Below are 16,326 nucleotides of genomic sequence, written 5' to 3'. Positions count from 1 at the left end.
GCAGTGCTGATTCAATGCGCAGAAATCGGGTCATCGCGGGCGGTGGTGCGGATGAATTTTACGGGGCGATCACGCGGGTTTTCCTCAATCCTCGCGGCCAGCGCGGAGAGGTAAATCACTGAAAAAATGAGACTATGAGTGCGCAGGGTGCTGCGAGACAACCGCGGCTTTCCCGCACGATCTCATAAGGACTGGAGAATGCGAGCCACTGCCGCGCCCGCAGTCGATCAGCATGGGAGCCCCTGTCACCGTGACAGTATCCGTTTCGGGGGGCTGTGCTGTCACAGCCTATGATCCCAGCAAGGGCGCGACTGCCGGAATGCCGCGCCCTTCGATTGTCACGCCCCGGGGCCGAGAAAGCGCAAACCTGCGCTCCCTCGTTCAGATCGCCTTGAACCGCGCAGTGAGGTCTTCGATGGCCGCTGCATAAGGCCCGGGTCCAAAGCTGACGCGGGACACGCCCAGTTTTGCCGCGTCAGCCACCGATGTCAGACCTCCGCGCATCATCATGTTCACCGGCAGGCTGCCCGCTTCGCAGATTTTTCGGATCAGGGGGCCATCAGTCAGCCCGGGAACGAAAATCCCGTCCGCGCCCGCTTCCGTATAGGCGGCTTGCCGCGCCAGTGCGTCTTCCATGACATCGGCATGCGCGCCCTCTGTTCCGGCCTTGAGGAAGACATCCGTGCGGGCGTTGATGAACAGGGGAACGCCCGCGGTCTCTGCGGCCCGCCGCACGGCCTTGATGCGCGCAACCTGGTCGGGGATCGCGTAAAGACCCGTGCCGTTCACGATCTGATCCTCGAAGTTGATCCCGACAGCTCCCGCCTCGATGACACGGCCCACGTTCTTTTCGATCTGGTCGGGCTCTGCTGCATAGCCGCCCTCGAAATCAACCGTGAGGGGCAGGTCAGTGCTCTGCGCAATGCGCGCCACAACCATCAGCGCGAAATCGAGCGGCATGGCCTCGCCGTCCTTGTACCCATGGGCGGCCGCCACGGACCAGCTTCCCGTGGCGATGGCCTTTGCCCCTGCCTTGTCCAACGCCCGTGCGCCACCCGCATCCCAGATATTATAGAGGACGACGGGTTTTCCGGCGATGTGCAAGCTTTTGAACAGACGTGCTTTTTCAACCTGAGACATGTGGTCGTGTATCCTTGTTGCATGATTTGAAGTGTCGTTCGATTTCGATCAGACGCTGCTTGCGCCAGAGCCCGCCCCCGTAGCCCGTAAGCGCGCCATCCGCGCCAAGGACCCGGTGGCAGGGGACCATCAGGGCAATCTGATTGGCACCGTTCGCCCGCGCCACCGCACGGGTCGCGTTCGGTCTGCCGATGCGGTGCGCGATCTCGGAATAGCTCTGCGTGGTGCCTGCCGGAATGGTCAGGAGTTCTTCCCAGACCCGTCGCGTGAACGCGCTGCCGTGAAAGGCCAATGGTGTGTGAAACACTGCCGATTGTCCGGCAAAGAAGGTGTCCAGCTCCGCGCGCGCCTGTTCCGTCGGGGGTGGGGTGCCAATCCCGACCTGTTCCTTTGCATGTCTCTGCAGTTTCGCCAGTTCAGCAGGCAGGGCTTTGCGGTCCACGAACTCCAGCAGGTGCAGATGGGTCGTACTGCTGACCGCAATCATGTCGCCAAGCGGCGTGCCAATCCAGCTTGCCTGCAGCAGGCCGCCTCGGGTCAGGCTGCCCGGCGCGCAGCCCAAGAGCCTCCCAAAGGCCGCGCGAAAGGCGCTGGGAGATTCGAACCCCGCCTCATGCTGCGCGGTGATGACCTTGCCGCCGCCCGACAGGGTTTCAAACCCCTCTCGCAGGCGCCGTTGCCGCGCCATTTCGAGAAAGGTCATGCCAAACTGACGCTTGAAGCTGCGCCGCACGGTCGACAGGTCAAACCCCAATTGCACGATGTGCCGTTCGGACCAGCGAATATCCGGACGCTCATCCAGCGCGGCAAGCAGCGCGCCAATCGCCGGATCGGCAAGGGCAGCAGCCTGCAGGGGATGGCATCTCTTGCAGGGTCGGAACCCGGCCTCGATACACTCGCCGATGGTGGCCCGAAACGCGCAGTTTTCAGGTTTGGGCTTCCGGGCCGGGCAGGTCAGACGACAGAAGGTACCCGTGGTGGCGACGCAGACATAGGCCTGTCCATCATAGCGGGCATCCCTGTCGAGAAGCGCCTGGTAAAGCGTGTCGTGGTCTGGCAGATCAAAGAGCATGCGTGTTGTCTAACACTGATCAAAACTGCCGTCCGCCGAAAATCGGGCGCGTATTTCTTTTGAGTGCGCGCGATTGTTTTTCGGGCGTGACGGCGTGGGTTTTGCCGATAGGTCACTTTGCAAAGCCTGGTGAAGGGCTTTGAAAAGGCAACACGGATCGATGTGACGTTAGCCCCGTTTTTTCTTGTGTTTCATGATGGACCGTATGGTTTTGCCCAGCTGCTTATCCTTCGATTTCCGTTCCGCGAGGGTGGAGGAATTGAACGCTTCTTCTGCTTGCAGCTTCTTCCAACGGGTCAGGCGCGCGGCCTCGATCTCACCCACCTCAATGGCCTGAAGAACGGCGCATCCGGGTTCGGTGTCATGCTGGCAATCCCGAAAGCGACAGCGCTGGGACAACGCGTGCAGATCCGCAAAGACATCGTTGATCCCGGACGCGGCATCCGTCAATTGCAGTTCACGCATGCCGGGCGTGTCCAGCACGATGCAGCCGGAGGGCACGACATGCAGCTGGCGCCGCGTCGTGGTGTGCCGACCCTTTGCATCGTCCTCGCGAATGGTGTTGGTCTCGGCCAGATGCGCGCCAGAGAGGGCATTGGTGAGCGTCGATTTCCCAACCCCGGAGGAGCCCAGAAAGGCGACGGTCTTACCGCGTTTGCACCAGGGGGCCAGCTTTTCGCGCGGGGCGTCGCCGCGGGCATCCAGCGTCAGCACCGGCACCATCTCGGAAATGGCGCGGGCGGCATCGACATAGACGCTGGTATCGGCACAGAGATCAGCCTTGGTCAGAATGATGACCGGCGCAATCTCGGCCTCGAAGGCCAGGGCAACATAGCGTTCCAGCCGCGCGATGTTGAAATCCTGGTTGCACGAGGACACGATGAACCCGGTGTCGATGTTGGCGGCGATCAGCTGGGTGTGCCGGTCTGTGCCGGGCGCGCGCCTTTTGATCAGGCTCTTGCGGTCCAGCGGTCGGCTGTGCTGTGGGGTCAGTGCGTCAAACAGCAGCCAGTCGCCCACCGTGAGCTCGGGCAGGGGCGGTATGGTTGTATCCACCCCGTCGCCCACGACATGCAGGCCATTGCGGTGCACTTCGATGACGCGGACAGGCGGTGTCTCAGTCAGTTCTTCAATGCTGATCTGCTGTGCGAAAAACGGCTGCCAGCCGAGGCTGTCGCGGGTGGAGAGTGATGGTTTCGGTGTGCCACCCTTTAGATTTGGCGGAAAGAATTTGGAATAGTCCCGTGTCATGGGGGTCAGACTTTCATGTCAGTGCCGCGGGGCGCACCCGGGCGCAGATTTCGGTAGAATGTATGTCGCAATTCAACGGGCGCGCTCATGTGACATGGGCGTCGCGCTTCGCGTGCTGATCTTGCATCGGGAGGACTTTTGCCTCCCCACATTACCGGGCCATGAAATCTCCATTTCGACACTTTCAAGGTAAGCCGATGAACGCCTGTATTCAAGCGCGATCCGTCGCTGCGCGGTCGCAAGTCTCATGTAATTGGCATTCGACGGGATGGCGCAGACCGTCCGATTGCCTCTTCCGCCGTGCTGACATCAATTCGGGTCTCGCGCCCGCGGTACTTGTTTCCTATAAGGCGGTCATCTCAGCGCGAAGGAATCTGCTCATGTCCTCAGACCTCTCTCCCATCGACAAGGCCAAATTCGTCGCGGCAAAGCGCGCCGCGCAACTGGTGGAAACCGGCATGCGGGTGGGGCTGGGGACCGGATCGACCGCTGCCTGGCTGGTGCGCTGCCTGGGCGAAATGGTGCGCGACGATGGGCTGAGCATCAAGGCGGTGCCGACCTCCACGCGCACCGCGGATCTGGCGCGCGAGGTGGGCATCGAGGTGATCTCTCTCGATGAAGCCAAGTGGCTGGACATCACCATCGACGGGGCGGACGAATTTGACGGGCAGCTGAATTTGATCAAGGGCGGTGGCGGCGCCCTGTTGCAGGAAAAGATCGTGGCCACGGCGTCCGACCAGATGGTGGTGATTGCGGACGCGGGCAAGGAAGTGGAGACGTTGGGCGCCTTCCCCCTGCCCATCGAAGTCATCCCCTTCGGCTGGCAGACCACGCAGGCGCTGGTCGAGGAAACACTGGTGTCGATGGACGTGCTGGGCCGCGAGACCACGCTGCGCATGGACGGCCAGAAACCGTTTCTCACCGATGAAGGCAACCACATCCTCGACCTGCATGTGAAACGTATCGGCAATGCGCGACAGCTGGCGCTGGTGCTCAACCAGATGCCGGGCGTGGTGGAGAACGGCCTCTTCATCGACATCTGTGACCGGGTGATCATCGGATTTGGCGATGGCAGGGTCGAGGTGCGCGACATCAACGAAGGCACGGTTGAAACCGGCAAGCTGGATTTCGTGGAGAGTGACAATCTTTTTGCGGATCTGTCCGACTGACGGCTAAGGCCAGACTAACAGCGACGTGATGTGGTAATACCGCGTCACAGGCATATATATAGACCTCCAATACCCAAAGACCCGGAAAGGCCCCCGCGATGAGCGATTTTGACTACGATCTCTTTGTGATCGGTGGCGGTTCGGGGGGCGTGCGCGCCGCGCGTGTCGCAGCCGGAGAGGCAGGCGCGAAAGTCGCCCTGGCAGAGGATGACCGCTATGGCGGCACCTGCGTGATCCGGGGCTGCGTCCCGAAGAAGCTGATGGTTTTTGCCAGCGAATACGCGGGCGTGGTCGAGGATGCGGCCTCTTACGGGTGGGATCTCACGCAGGGACCCTTCGACTGGCACTCCTTTCGGAGCCGTCTGAACGAGGAGCTGGACCGGCTGGAGCAGGTCTATCGCAATCTGCTCAAGGGCTCTGGCGTCGATACTTTCGATGCACGTGCCTCCTTGGCCGGACGGCATGAGGTGAAACTCTCCACTGGAGAAACCAAAAGCGCCAAGCACATCCTGATTGCCACCGGCGGGCATCCCGTCCGACCGGACACGCCGAATGCGCATCTGGGCATCGTATCAGACGACATCTTTCATCTGGAAAGCCTGCCCAAATCGCTGCTGATCGTGGGGGGGGGATACATCGCCTGTGAATTTGCCGGCATCATGAACGGGTTGGGCGTCGAGGTGACGCAGTATTATCGCGGGGCGCAGATCCTGCGCGGTTTCGACGAAGAGGCGCGCGGGCTGGTGGCAGAATCCATGCGCGAACGCGGCATCGATCTGCGTGTCGGGACCAACATCGTCGAAATGGCACCTGCCAGTGCCGACCGTTCCATGAGCCACGCAGGCACCGCATCGGATGCGGCGATGGGCGCCTCTGCCCAGCAAGTGCAGGAGATGCAGGCCAAAGCGGAGGCTTCCGACGGCCCGATCTGGGTGAAATCCACAAACGGGGGCGAGCGTGTCTTTGACATGGTGCTGTTTGCCACCGGGCGGGATCCCAACACCAAGGACATGGGCCTGGAAGAGGTCGGCGTGAAACTCGGCCGCCGCGGTCAGATCGAGGTAGATGACTATAGCCAAACCGCCGTACCCTCCATCTATGCCATTGGCGACGTGACGGACCGGGTCAATCTGACGCCGGTGGCCATCCGCGAAGGCATGGCTTTTGTCGAGACGGTGTTCAAAGGCAACCCCACGCCGGTTGATCATGATTTGATCCCCTCGGCCATCTTTACGCAGCCCGAAATGGGTACTGTCGGCCTCAGCGAAGAAGATGCGCGCGATCAGGAGGCGATTGAGGTATACTGCACATCATTCCGCCCGATGCAGACGGCTTTTGCCGGGCGGCCGGATCGGGTGTTGATGAAGCTGGTGGTGTCCAAGGCAACGCGCAAGGTGCTGGGTTGCCACATCGTCGCACCCGGCGCGGGTGAAATGATCCAACTGGCAGGCATCGCCGTTAAAATGGGTGCGACCAAAGAAGATTTCGACAGGACGGTGGCGGTACACCCCACGATGTCGGAAGAGATTGTCACGATGCGAACACCGATGCGGACGGCTTGAATTCCGCATATTCTTACGTACCTATGGCTTGAATTTAATCGCATCTGCACGCGATTTAGGAGGGAAAGAGACTGAATGGCTGGGAATAATGGCGGCCCCTGGGGGGGCGGCGGTGGAAACTCCGATGATGATGGGCCGCGCAGGCCAAACCGCGGGAACAATGGCGGTGGTCCACGCGGACCAGGCGGTGAGGGGCCACAAATCCCGGAAATCGACGAGCTGGTGAAAAAGGGTCAGGAGCGTCTGCGCGTCCTGATGGGCGGCAAAGGCGGCGGTGGCGGCACCGGCGGAAACGGCGGCGGCGGCGGTGGCCCTGCGCTGACACGTGGCACAATCGGCATCGGTGTCGTGGCCGCGATCGTGGCCTGGGGCCTGGCCAGCTTCTACACCGTTGCACCGGATGAGCAGTCGGTGGAACTGTTTCTGGGTGAGTATTCCTCGACCGGTAACCCGGGTCTGAATTTTGCGCCCTGGCCCTTGGTCACGGCGGAAGTGCTGCCCGTGACGCGTGAACAGACCGAAGATATCGGGTCTCGCGTCGACAGCGGCCTGATGCTGACGACGGATGAGAACATCATCGACATCGATTTCCAGGTGGTCTGGAACATCAGCGATCCGGCCAAGTACCTGTTCAATCTGGCCGATGCGCGTGAGACCATTCGCGCCGTGTCGGAATCGGCCATGCGCGAGGTGATTGCGCGCAACCAACTGGCGCCGATCCTCAACCGCGACCGGGGCATCATTGCCGATGAGGCCGAGCAACTCATTCAGGGCACGCTGGATGCCTATGACAGCGGCGTGAATATCGTGCGTCTCAACCTCGACAAGGCCGACCCGCCCCGCGAGGTGATCGACAGTTTCCGCGAGGTTCAGGCGGCAGAGCAGGAGCGTGACCGGCTGGAGCGTCAGGCGGATGCCTATGCCAACCGCGTGACTGCGGGCGCCCGTGGTGAAGCCGCGAGCCAGCTGGAACAGGCCGAAGCCTACCGTGCTCAGCAGGTCAATGAGGCCGAAGGTGAAGCCGCGCGCTTTACCTCGGTGCTTGAGGAATACGCCAAGGCGCCGGAGGTGACCCGCAAGCGGCTCTATCTGGAAACGATGGAGCGTGTCTTTGGCGATGTTGACAAGATCATTCTCGAAAACGATCTCGGCGGCAATGGCGGGCAGGGTGTCGTGCCTTATCTGCCTCTGAATGAATTGCGCCGTGGCGCTGCTGCGGGAGGAACCAACTGATGCGAGCTGGCAATTTTCTGATCCCAATCGTTGTAATCGCCCTTGTGGGCGTTCTGAGTTCTGTCTTTATCGTGGACGAGCGTGAAAAGGCGCTGGTCCTGCAGTTTGGTCAGATCAAATCGGTCAAGGAAGACCCCGGTATCGCGTTCAAGATCCCGTTCATTCAGGAGGTGGTCCGCTATGACGACCGCATCCTGTCGCTGGATACGGATGTGACAGAGGTGACGCCGTCGGATGACCGGCGGCTCGTGGTGGACGCTTTTGCGCGCTATCGGATTTCTGATGTCGTTCAGTTTCGACAGGCAGCGGGTGCCAATGGGTTGCAGGCGGCAGAGGGCTTGCTGGAACGTATCCTGAACCCGACCATTCGCCGTGTGCTGGGCTCCGACGGGGTCACGTCGAACACCATCCTGTCGGCGGATCGGGCGCAATTGATGGCGCGGATCACCGAACAGGCGCGGCTGCGTGCGCTGCCGCTGGGCCTCGAAGTGGTCGACGTGCGTCTCAAACAGACCAACCTGCCGGAGCAGAACCTCGATGCGACATTCGCGCGGATGCGGGCCGAACGGGAACGGGAAGCCGCCGACGAGATTGCGCGCGGTGAAGAGGCCGCGCAGCGGGTGCGGGCTCTTGCAGACCGGACTGTTGTCGAGGTGACATCGGATGCAACGCGGGAAGCGGACATCATTCGCGGTCAGGCCGACGCGGAACGCAACGCGATTTTTGCACAGGCCTTTGGCGCGGACCCGGAATTCTTTGAATTCTACCGGTCGCTGACGGCCTATGAGCGGTCGCTGCGGGGGACCAACTCGACGATGGTTCTGTCGCCGGACAGCGAATTCTTCAACTACCTGCGCTCCGATCAGGGGCTGCGGTCGGAAGAAGGTGAGCGTCGGTGAGCACGCTGCTGCTGGCTCTCGGGCTTGTGATGATTATCGAGGGGCTGGCCTATGCGCTGGCCCCTTCGCTTATTGAGCGGATGCTGGAAGCCCTGCGGGCTTTGCCCGAGGCTGCGGTGCGCCAGTTGGGGCTGCTGATCGTGGTCAGCGGGCTGATCCTAGTCTGGTTCGCCTGGCAGCTGGGTGCCAGCATCGGCTGAGTGTTGCGCATCCGGCGGGAACGGCCTTTGCCTTCACACTTTGGTAACGCACTGTTGAAACTGTGACAGAGTGATACATCTTTGATGTTGCACGAAGGTCACCCTAAATGCAGTCTGTGAGCATTCACGAAAGATAACGAGCAAGAGGGCATTTGAGCCCGAAACAAGAGATTTCAGGAGACGACGCATGCAGCCCAAGGCAGTATCCATGTCCAACATCAGCCTCATCCCCGTCCAGATGCGCCTGTTGCTCTTGGCGGTTCTGACACTGGCATTCATGCTGGTTCAGCCGCTGAGCGCCCTCGCGCAGCAGCAAAGCCTGGCCCCGCTGGCGGAAAAAATCAGCCCCTCTGTAGTGAACATCACGACATCGACGGTCGTGGCGGGGCGCACCGGCCCGCAGGGCATCGTGCCCGAGGGATCACCCTTTGAGGATTTCTTCCGCGAATTTCAGGATCGCAACAATCAAGGTGATGGCAATCGGCCACGCCGCTCCTCCGCGCTTGGGTCTGGGTTTGTGATATCAGAAGACGGTTACGTGGTGACGAACAACCACGTGATCGAGGGGGCGGATGAGATCATGATCGAATTCTACCCCGGCGATGGTGAATTGATGAAAGCCGAAGTGATCGGCACCGATCCGAATACAGATATTGCCCTGCTGAAAGTGGAGGCGGATGGTCCGCTGCCCTTTGTGAGCTTTGCCGACAGCGATCTGGCGCGGGTCGGCGACTGGGTCGTGGCGATGGGTAACCCGCTGGGCCAAGGCTTCTCGGTCAGCGCTGGCATCGTTTCGGCCCGCAATCGCGCGCTGAGCGGGACCTATGATGACTACATTCAGACGGATGCGGCGATCAACCGGGGCAACTCGGGTGGACCGCTCTTCAACATGGAGGGCGAGGTGATCGGCGTGAACACCGCGATCCTGTCGCCCAATGGCGGCTCCATCGGGATCGGGTTTTCGATGGCCTCCAACGTGGTGACCCGCGTGGTGGATCAGCTCAAGGAGTTTGGCGAAACCCGTCGCGGCTGGCTGGGTGTGCGCATTCAGGATGTGACAGAGGACGTGGCTGAAGCCATGGGGCTTGAAACCGCCTCCGGTGCCCTGGTCACGGATGTGCCCGAAGGCCCGGCAAGCGAGGCGGGCATGGAAGCTGGCGACGTGATCATCAGCTTTGCGGGCACGACCGTGGAGGACACGCGCGCTTTGGTTCGCCAGGTGGGCAACAGCCCGGTGGGCGAAACCGTGCGCGTGACGGTGATGCGGGAAGGCAAATCGATGACCTTGCGTGTGACCCTGGGCCGTCGTGAGGAAGCCGAAGGTGCCGTGCCTGCTGTGGCTGCGGGACCGGAGGAAGAGAGCGATGACCCGGTTACAAAGGACCTGCTGGGGCTGACCCTGACAACGCTGACGGACGCCCTGCGCGAAGAGCTTGGTGCCGATGCGAACATGCAGGGTCTTGCCGTGACAGGGGTTGATGAAACCTCCGAGGCCTTCGAAAAAGGTCTGCGGGCAGGGGATATCATCACGGAGGCCGGACAAGAGAAGGTCACCAGCATCGCCGAGCTGGAGCAGCGTGTGGCAGCGGCCGAAGAAGCGGGACGCAAATCGCTTCTGCTGCTGGTACGGCGCGCAGGCGATCCGCGGTTTGTGGCCCTGTCTCTGGCAGAGTAACCCTTTGCATAGAACGGCTGGAGAGCGCCCCGCCCGGGCGCTCTTTTTTGTTCAGCTTTCCGGGTTTACCAGTGAGTCCAGCAGGGGAGAGATATCCTCCACATCTTCGGCCAGCACATGGGTGACCGCATGGGCGCGCTGGAGCCTGCCGGTGATGCGCAGCAGGCGGCCCGCGATCACGGCGCGGCGGAATTTCTCGTAGATATGCCGCCAGATGATCACGTTCACCACCCCGGTTTCATCTTCGAGGGTGATGAAGATCACGCCCTTGGCGGTGCCCGGGCGTTGGCGCAGGATCACCAGACCGGCCACCGTGATGCGCGCATTGACCGGCGGCAGATGCAGATCCGCGGCCACCAGACAGGCGGGCGGGCGGGGCCAGTGCCCTTTCGCAGTCTGCGGTTGCCGGTCAGCAGGGAGGGCAGTCATCACACGCATGGGAACAAATATAGAACAAGTTGGAGATGTCGCAAGCCTGTTCCTTCGGGGTCGCAAAAGAGGCTGGCGCGCCCTATATCGCCCCGGTAGACAGGCGGAAACGGATCAGGAAGGGAACGACACACGTGGCCAAGATCACCTATATCGAACACGGCGGCACCGAGCATGTGGTGGAGGTCGCCAATGGCCTTACCGTGATGGAAGGTGCGCGGGACAATAACATCCCCGGCATCGAAGCCGACTGCGGCGGGGCCTGTGCCTGTTCCACCTGCCACGTCTATGTGGACCCGGCCTGGACCGATAAGCTGCCTGCGAAGGAAGACATGGAAGAAGACATGCTCGATTTCGCCTATGAGCCTGATCCAGCCCGATCGCGCCTGACCTGTCAGATCAAGGTGACCGATGCGCTGGACGGTCTCGTTGTGCAGATGCCTGAAAAACAGATCTGATGCGGGCCAGGGCGCGGCGTCTGCCCGCGCGCGGGTGGCACCCTTTCGTCCGCCGCGCGCGGCTGGCCTTGTGCCTGGTGGCAGGGGGGCAGGCGGTTGCGGCTGAGCCGGTAATCATCGCAGCCAGCTATGCGGGTCCAACGACACGTTATGCACATGCCGTTCTTGGCGATGCCATCGAACACACCAGCCTTGTTCTGCGCTATGCCGATGGGACGGAGCGCCGGTTCTCTCTACCGGATGATCTCGTCTTTGAGGACACCGCGCCGCGGCTTGTCGATCTCGACTTTGACGGTGCGGCGGAAGTCATTGCCGTTGAGAGCAGCCAGACGAAAGGTGCGCGTCTGGCGGTTTATGGTGCCGACGGCCGGATCACGTCGACCCCTCACATCGGAACGCGTTTCCGCTGGCTGGCGCCAGTGGGGGCTGCGGATCTGGATGGGGATGGCGGGATGGAGATTGCCTATGTGGATCGCCCGCATTTGGCCAAGACCCTGCGCCTGTGGCGGTACGAAAATGGCAGGCTATCGGAGCTTGCGGCACTGCCAGGCGTCACGAACCACCGCATCGGCGAGGCGGATATTGCGGGCGGCATCCGGACCTGCGCTGGCGTGCCGGAGATGATCCTTGCCACGGCAAATTGGTCCCGGCTGGTTTCGGTCTCCTATATGGATGGGGCATTCACGACGAAAACCCTCGGCAGCGATACCAGCAGGCCGGGTTTTGCCCGCGCCATGGCCTGCGCGCCGTAGCTCTGTGGGTGTGCGTGAGGCGCGGTCTCAGTCGGACTGCAATGCGCGCCAGCCGATATCACGGCGACAAAAGCCTTCGGGCCAGTCGATCTGATCCACCATCTGGTATGCCGTGTCACGGGCGTCCTGCAGGGTACCTGCACGGGCCGTCACGGCCAACACACGTCCCCCCTGGGCCGTGAATTTGCCAGCCGCCCGCCCGGTGCCTGCATGGAACACCATGTGGCTGCTGTCTTCCGGCACGTCTTCTAGACCATGAATGGCGGAACCTTTTTCGTAGCTTCCCGGATACCCGTTTGCCGCCAGCACTACCGTCATGGCGTGATCCGCCGCCCAGTTGACCTGTGCCTCGGCCAGCCGGCCCTCGGCACAGGCCTGCAACAGATCCAGCACCTGCGCGCCCAGCCGCATCATCAGCACCTGGCATTCGGGGTCGCCAAAGCGCACGTTGTACTCCACCAGGCGCGGTTGTCCGTCCTGGATCATCAGGCCGACAAACAGAACGCCCTGGTAAGGCGTGCCCTGACGGACCATTTCCGCCATAGTGGGGCGCACGATCTCGTCCAGCGCCTTGCGGGTCACGGCCTCGGTCATCACAGGGGCGGGGGAATAGGCGCCCATGCCGCCGGTGTTTGGCCCAGTGTCGCCTTCGCCAACCCGCTTGTGATCCTGCGCCGTGCCGATGGGCAGGACGGTTTCGCCGTCGCAGAGCACGAAGAACGAGGCCTCCTCGCCGGTCATGAACTCTTCGATCACCACTTCCGCGCCCGCATCGCCAAAGGCGCCGGAGAACATGTCATCCACCGCAGCCAGCGCTAGCGCCTCGGTCTCCGCGATGATCACGCCCTTGCCGGCGGCCAGACCGTCGGCCTTGATCACGATGGGCGCGCCCTGCGCCGTCACATAGGCCTTGGCGGCATCGGCATCGGTGAAGTGACCATAGGCGGCGGTAGGGGCGCCTGCGGCGTCGCATATCTGCTTGGTAAAGGCCTTGGAGGCCTCCAGCCGCGCCGCCGCACCACTGGGACCAAAGACCGAAATTCCCGCATCGCGCAGACGATCAGACACGCCTGCGGCGAGCGGTGCCTCGGGGCCGACGATCACGAAATCAATCGCATTTTCCTCGGCAAACCCCACGACCGCGCCGCCATCTTCGATGTCCAGGCTGGCACAATCCGCGATCTCCGCGATCCCGGCATTGCCCGGTGCCACGATCAGCTTGTCGCATTTGGGGTTCTGCATGACGGCCCAGGCGAGACTGTGTTCGCGACCGCCGCTGCCAAGGATGAGAATGTTCATAGGGGCTCCTGATCTGCTTGGCCTCGGGTTCCCGGCGTTCTAAGCTGCGCGCACCCGCGTTACAACACCAGAGGTTTCATGGATCTGATCGACGCCCCCGACGACGGGCTCAACAGCCCCGAATTCACCGTGACCGAGCTCTCTGGCGCGATCAAACGCGTGATTGAGGGCGAGTTTGGTCACGTGCGCATCAAGGGGGAAGTGGGCCGCGTGTCGCGCCCGCGCTCAGGCCACATCTACCTTGACCTGAAAGATGACCGTGCGGTGATTTCCGGTGTGATCTGGAAAGGCGTCTCCGCCCGTCTGCAAACCCAGCCCGAAGAAGGGATGGAGGTTGTCGCCACGGGCCGGGTGACCACCTTTGGCGGGCAGTCGAAGTATCAGATTGTCATCGAAGACATCAAACCGGCGGGCATGGGCGCGCTGATGGCGCTGCTGGAAAAGCGCAAGAAGATGCTGGAGGCGGAAGGGCTGTTTGATCCGGCCCGCAAGCGCACCTTGCCTTACCTGCCGGAGGTCATCGGCGTGGTCACCTCGCCTTCCGGTGCCGTGATCCGCGACATCCTGCACCGTCTGCGCGACAGGTTTCCTCGCAAGGTGCTGATCTGGCCGGTGGCCGTGCAGGGTGAGAAATGTGCACCTGAAGTGACCCGCGCGATTGAAGGGTTCAACGCCATGACACCGGGCGGTGCGCTGCCCCGGCCCGATTTGCTGATCGTGGCGCGGGGGGGCGGCTCTGTCGAAGACCTCTGGGGGTTCAACGAGGAAAGCGTGGCGCGGGCGGCGGCGGCCTCTGACATCCCGCTGATCTCGGCGGTGGGGCATGAGACGGATACGACGCTGATCGATTTCGTATCGGACAAACGCGCGCCGACCCCGACGGCGGCGGCGGAACTGGCGGTGCCGGTGCGCCATGAATTGATGGCCTGGCTGGATGGTCAGGACGCACGCATGCGGCAGGCGCTGAGCCAGGGGCTGACACGTCGCGATCAGCGTCTGCGTGACATGGCGCGGGCGCTGCCGCGCGCGGAAAGCCTGCTGGAGGCGCCCCGCCAGCGGCTCGATATGATCGGCGGGCGTCTTGGTCCCGCGCTGATCTCCGGCGTGCAGAAACGCAAGCTGCGGCTGGCGGACATGAGCGGGTCCCTGCGGCCCGCAACCCTGTCTCGCGGTGTTTCAGTCGAACAGAGACGCCTGCGCGAACTGTCCGGGCGGCTTGCCCCGGCGCTGCGCCGCGCGATGGCGGTCAAGGAGGAACAGCTGGCGGCACAGGCCCGGCGTTTCCGCCCGGCAACGCTGCAACAGGACCGGGACAGGAAAGCGCGGGACTTCGCCCGTCTGGTCACCCGTCTCTCGGATGCCGGTCAGCGCAACATCGCAACATGGCGCAGCCGGATCGATGCGGTGGAACGGTTGCGCCGAACCCTGGGGTATGAGGCGACACTTGAGCGTGGCTTTGCCGTGGTACGCAGCAACGGTGCCGTGGTGACGGACAGCAAGACGGCGAAATCCGCCGCTGCGCTGGAAATTCAGTTTGCCGACGGTCGTGTCACGGTTGGCGGCAAGCCGACCCCGCGCAAGGCGCCCGCGAAACCCCCGAAACAGGGATCACTGTTCTAGACGCGGCTCATACGCCGATCCGGGGGCCCAGGCAGACCATCTCCTCGTCGAAATCCCCGGCTTCATAGAGCTCCGTCATCCCGGGGGCGTTCTGGAAGCGTGCGACCAGCCGGCCCTCTTCGGTGTGGAAGGTCCAGCATTGCGGATTGGGGTTGTCCTCGTAGATAAAACAAATCTGATCGGCCTGCTCGTACCAGGTGCCGGATTTGCATTCCCCGTCCAGAAAGGACCAGATTACCCGACGGTTATCGAGGTATTCCTCGGCCCCATAGGCCACGCCGTTTTCCCCGTAAAAGAGGGTTTTTCCGCGCGTATACTCATCAAATTCCTGTGCGTTCATCGGGGGTTGCGCGTGGCCGGGACCCAACATCAGGCTTAGGATCGTCACAGTCAGCGCAGCGATTTTCGACAAAGGGATCATCAGTTTATTCTGGCAGACCTGACGCTTGGGAGCCAGCCTGCTGGGTTGTTTTCGGCATGACGTTGCCGTGATGCGCCTGCGCCACTAACTGATACTTGCGCGCACGGGGGTCCATCACGCGGCGCCAGAGCGGCGGAACCAGCGCCAGCGCGCCCATGACCGGCATGGAGCGCGGCAGGGTGGGCATCGCGTTCGCCTCAAACCGCAGCTCCGGAAAGGGGCGCGACGGATTCATATGATGGTCGGAATGCAGCGGCGCGTTCAGCATCAATGCAGCCGAGAAACCGCGCGGCGCGTTCCAGCTGTGATGGGCGCGCATCGGCTCCACCCGGCCCGATGCGTCAACCGCCCGGCGCAGCCCGTAGTGTTGCAGATAATCCGAAAGCATCAATTGCATCTGCGCATGCAGCGCGAGGATGAGGAGACCGACGACGGCCAGACCGCCGCCGAGCAGGAACGCCGCAAGCAGTGATACGGCCGCGCCCCCAAGATAGACAGTGTAGGGGTGGATAGCCTGCCTGCGTCGGTTTTCGGCCTGCAGGCCGGCGACAAACTCATCAATCACCGCGCGACCAAAGAACCGCCAGAAGCCCCGGCCCAGAGGCGCCGAATTCGGGTCTCGCGCCGTGCCCGCATGCACGTGATGCACGAGCATATGCGCCGAGACGTGCTGGCCGTTGAGCAGGGAACAATAGATCGCTGTCCCCAGCGCGCGCATGTTGCGGTCGCTGCGGTGAATGAGCTCATGTGCGCAGGCGTTTGACACCTGCCCGAAATAGAGACCCAACCCGGCGACAAGCGCGATTTTCTGGCCGGTGTCGAGGTGATCCGCCGCGCCCACTGCCCAGAGGCCGAGGCCCAGCAGAACGAAATGTGCCACGCCAATGACGCGCGGCAACCAGGTCGCCTGATCCGCGCTGGCCATCCGGCCCACCTGTGTTTTGTCCATAAGCAGCACGAAAAGGGTCATGCAGAGCAAGCCCGCATAGGGCCAACCGGCGCCCAGAATAGCGCCCAGGGCCAGAATGCTCGCCGGGCCAAGGCTGGCGCAGGCAAAACCAAGGGAAGAAAAGCGCGCGGTCATCTTGCACATCTGTGTACCTTGATATCGCTCATGCTCCAAGCGTCAGCGCAGTTCCGGTCGGG

The 16,326-nt window shown here is 62.4% G+C and carries 16 protein-coding genes; 9 read left to right on the top strand and 7 right to left on the bottom strand.

Annotated features, from left to right (window positions below; translation table 11 throughout):
• Positions 1–381: 381 nt before the first annotated feature.
• From ISX84_RS21025 to rsgA, 3 genes are all read right to left on the bottom strand, one after another.
• Positions 382–1,140, bottom strand: coding sequence for an isocitrate lyase/PEP mutase family protein (locus ISX84_RS21025; protein WP_195822377.1), 759 nt, complete (start codon positions 1,138–1,140; stop codon positions 382–384).
• Positions 1,127–2,212 (bottom strand): bifunctional transcriptional activator/DNA repair enzyme AdaA, encoded by a 1,086-nt coding sequence (locus ISX84_RS21020; protein ID WP_195822376.1) that lies wholly within the window; start codon positions 2,210–2,212, stop codon positions 1,127–1,129. Before ISX84_RS21020 ends, ISX84_RS21025 begins: the two co-directional genes overlap by 14 nt.
• A 168-nt stretch (positions 2,213–2,380) precedes the next feature.
• Positions 2,381–3,463: a ribosome small subunit-dependent GTPase A gene (gene rsgA, locus ISX84_RS21015; protein ID WP_195822375.1), complete on the bottom strand. Its 1,083-nt coding sequence runs from the start codon at positions 3,461–3,463 to the stop codon at positions 2,381–2,383.
• 380 nt (positions 3,464–3,843) lie between these two features.
• On the opposite strand from rsgA, the gene rpiA reads away from it, so the two are divergent.
• The 6 genes from rpiA to ISX84_RS20985 all read left to right on the top strand — a co-directional run bounded on the left by rpiA (position 3,844) and on the right by ISX84_RS20985 (position 10,201).
• Entirely contained in the window at positions 3,844–4,632 is a 789-nt protein-coding gene (gene rpiA / locus ISX84_RS21010) for a ribose-5-phosphate isomerase RpiA (RefSeq protein WP_195822374.1), read from the top strand.
• Positions 4,633–4,730: 98 nt separating this feature from the next.
• A complete protein-coding gene (locus tag ISX84_RS21005; RefSeq protein WP_195822373.1) occupies positions 4,731–6,194 on the top strand; it encodes an FAD-dependent oxidoreductase in 1,464 nt (487 codons plus the stop codon).
• Positions 6,195–6,269: 75 nt separating this feature from the next.
• A complete protein-coding gene (gene hflK, locus ISX84_RS21000; RefSeq protein WP_195822372.1) occupies positions 6,270–7,427 on the top strand; it encodes an FtsH protease activity modulator HflK in 1,158 nt (385 codons plus the stop codon).
• Entirely contained in the window at positions 7,427–8,326 is a 900-nt protein-coding gene (gene hflC / locus ISX84_RS20995) for a protease modulator HflC (RefSeq protein ID WP_195822371.1), read from the top strand. The genes hflK and hflC overlap by 1 nt, the downstream gene beginning before the upstream one ends.
• Positions 8,323–8,526 (top strand): DUF2065 domain-containing protein, encoded by a 204-nt coding sequence (locus ISX84_RS20990; RefSeq protein ID WP_195822370.1) that lies wholly within the window; start codon positions 8,323–8,325, stop codon positions 8,524–8,526. Before hflC ends, ISX84_RS20990 begins: the two co-directional genes overlap by 4 nt.
• Before the next feature lie 187 nt (positions 8,527–8,713).
• Positions 8,714–10,201 carry a Do family serine endopeptidase gene (locus ISX84_RS20985; protein WP_195822369.1) on the top strand — a complete coding sequence of 496 codons (1,488 nt, stop codon included), beginning with the start codon at positions 8,714–8,716 and terminating at the stop codon, positions 10,199–10,201.
• A gap of 51 nt (positions 10,202–10,252) precedes the next feature.
• On the opposite strand, the gene ISX84_RS20980 is transcribed toward ISX84_RS20985, so the two are convergent.
• On the bottom strand, positions 10,253–10,639 hold the full coding sequence (locus ISX84_RS20980) for an OB-fold nucleic acid binding domain-containing protein (protein ID WP_195822368.1): 387 nt from the start codon (positions 10,637–10,639) through the stop codon (positions 10,253–10,255).
• 125 nt (positions 10,640–10,764) lie between these two features.
• Between ISX84_RS20980 and ISX84_RS20975 the strand changes: the two genes are divergently transcribed.
• Positions 10,765–11,088, top strand: a complete 324-nt coding sequence (locus ISX84_RS20975) for a 2Fe-2S iron-sulfur cluster-binding protein (protein WP_195822416.1) — start codon at positions 10,765–10,767, stop codon at positions 11,086–11,088.
• Positions 11,088–11,840, top strand: a complete 753-nt coding sequence (locus ISX84_RS20970; RefSeq protein WP_195822367.1) for an FG-GAP repeat domain-containing protein — start codon at positions 11,088–11,090, stop codon at positions 11,838–11,840. Before ISX84_RS20975 ends, ISX84_RS20970 begins: the two co-directional genes overlap by 1 nt.
• Positions 11,841–11,867: 27 nt before the next feature.
• On the opposite strand, the gene purD is transcribed toward ISX84_RS20970, so the two are convergent.
• The gene (gene purD / locus ISX84_RS20965; RefSeq protein ID WP_195822366.1) at positions 11,868–13,139 is read right to left on the bottom strand and encodes a phosphoribosylamine--glycine ligase; all 1,272 of its coding nucleotides are present in this window, start codon (positions 13,137–13,139) and stop codon (positions 11,868–11,870) included.
• A gap of 78 nt (positions 13,140–13,217) precedes the next feature.
• On the opposite strand from purD, the gene xseA reads away from it, so the two are divergent.
• On the top strand, positions 13,218–14,759 hold the full coding sequence (gene xseA / locus ISX84_RS20960; RefSeq protein WP_195822365.1) for an exodeoxyribonuclease VII large subunit: 1,542 nt from the start codon (positions 13,218–13,220) through the stop codon (positions 14,757–14,759).
• A 7-nt stretch (positions 14,760–14,766) separates the two neighbouring features.
• Here xseA and ISX84_RS20955 read toward each other — a convergent pair whose 3' ends face one another.
• Complete coding sequence (locus ISX84_RS20955) at positions 14,767–15,180, bottom strand: hypothetical protein (protein ID WP_229884474.1); 414 nt, start codon at positions 15,178–15,180, stop codon at positions 14,767–14,769.
• A gap of 4 nt (positions 15,181–15,184) precedes the next feature.
• Positions 15,185–16,264: an alkane 1-monooxygenase gene (locus ISX84_RS20950; RefSeq protein ID WP_195822364.1), complete on the bottom strand. Its 1,080-nt coding sequence runs from the start codon at positions 16,262–16,264 to the stop codon at positions 15,185–15,187.
• Between the last annotated feature and the right edge of the window lie 62 nt (positions 16,265–16,326).

It is taken from the genome of Roseobacter sp. MH60115 (assembly GCF_015644665.1).
In the GTDB taxonomy this organism is placed as follows: Bacteria; Pseudomonadota; Alphaproteobacteria; order Rhodobacterales; family Rhodobacteraceae; genus Roseobacter.
This window is presented reverse-complemented; position numbering and strand designations above follow the sequence as displayed.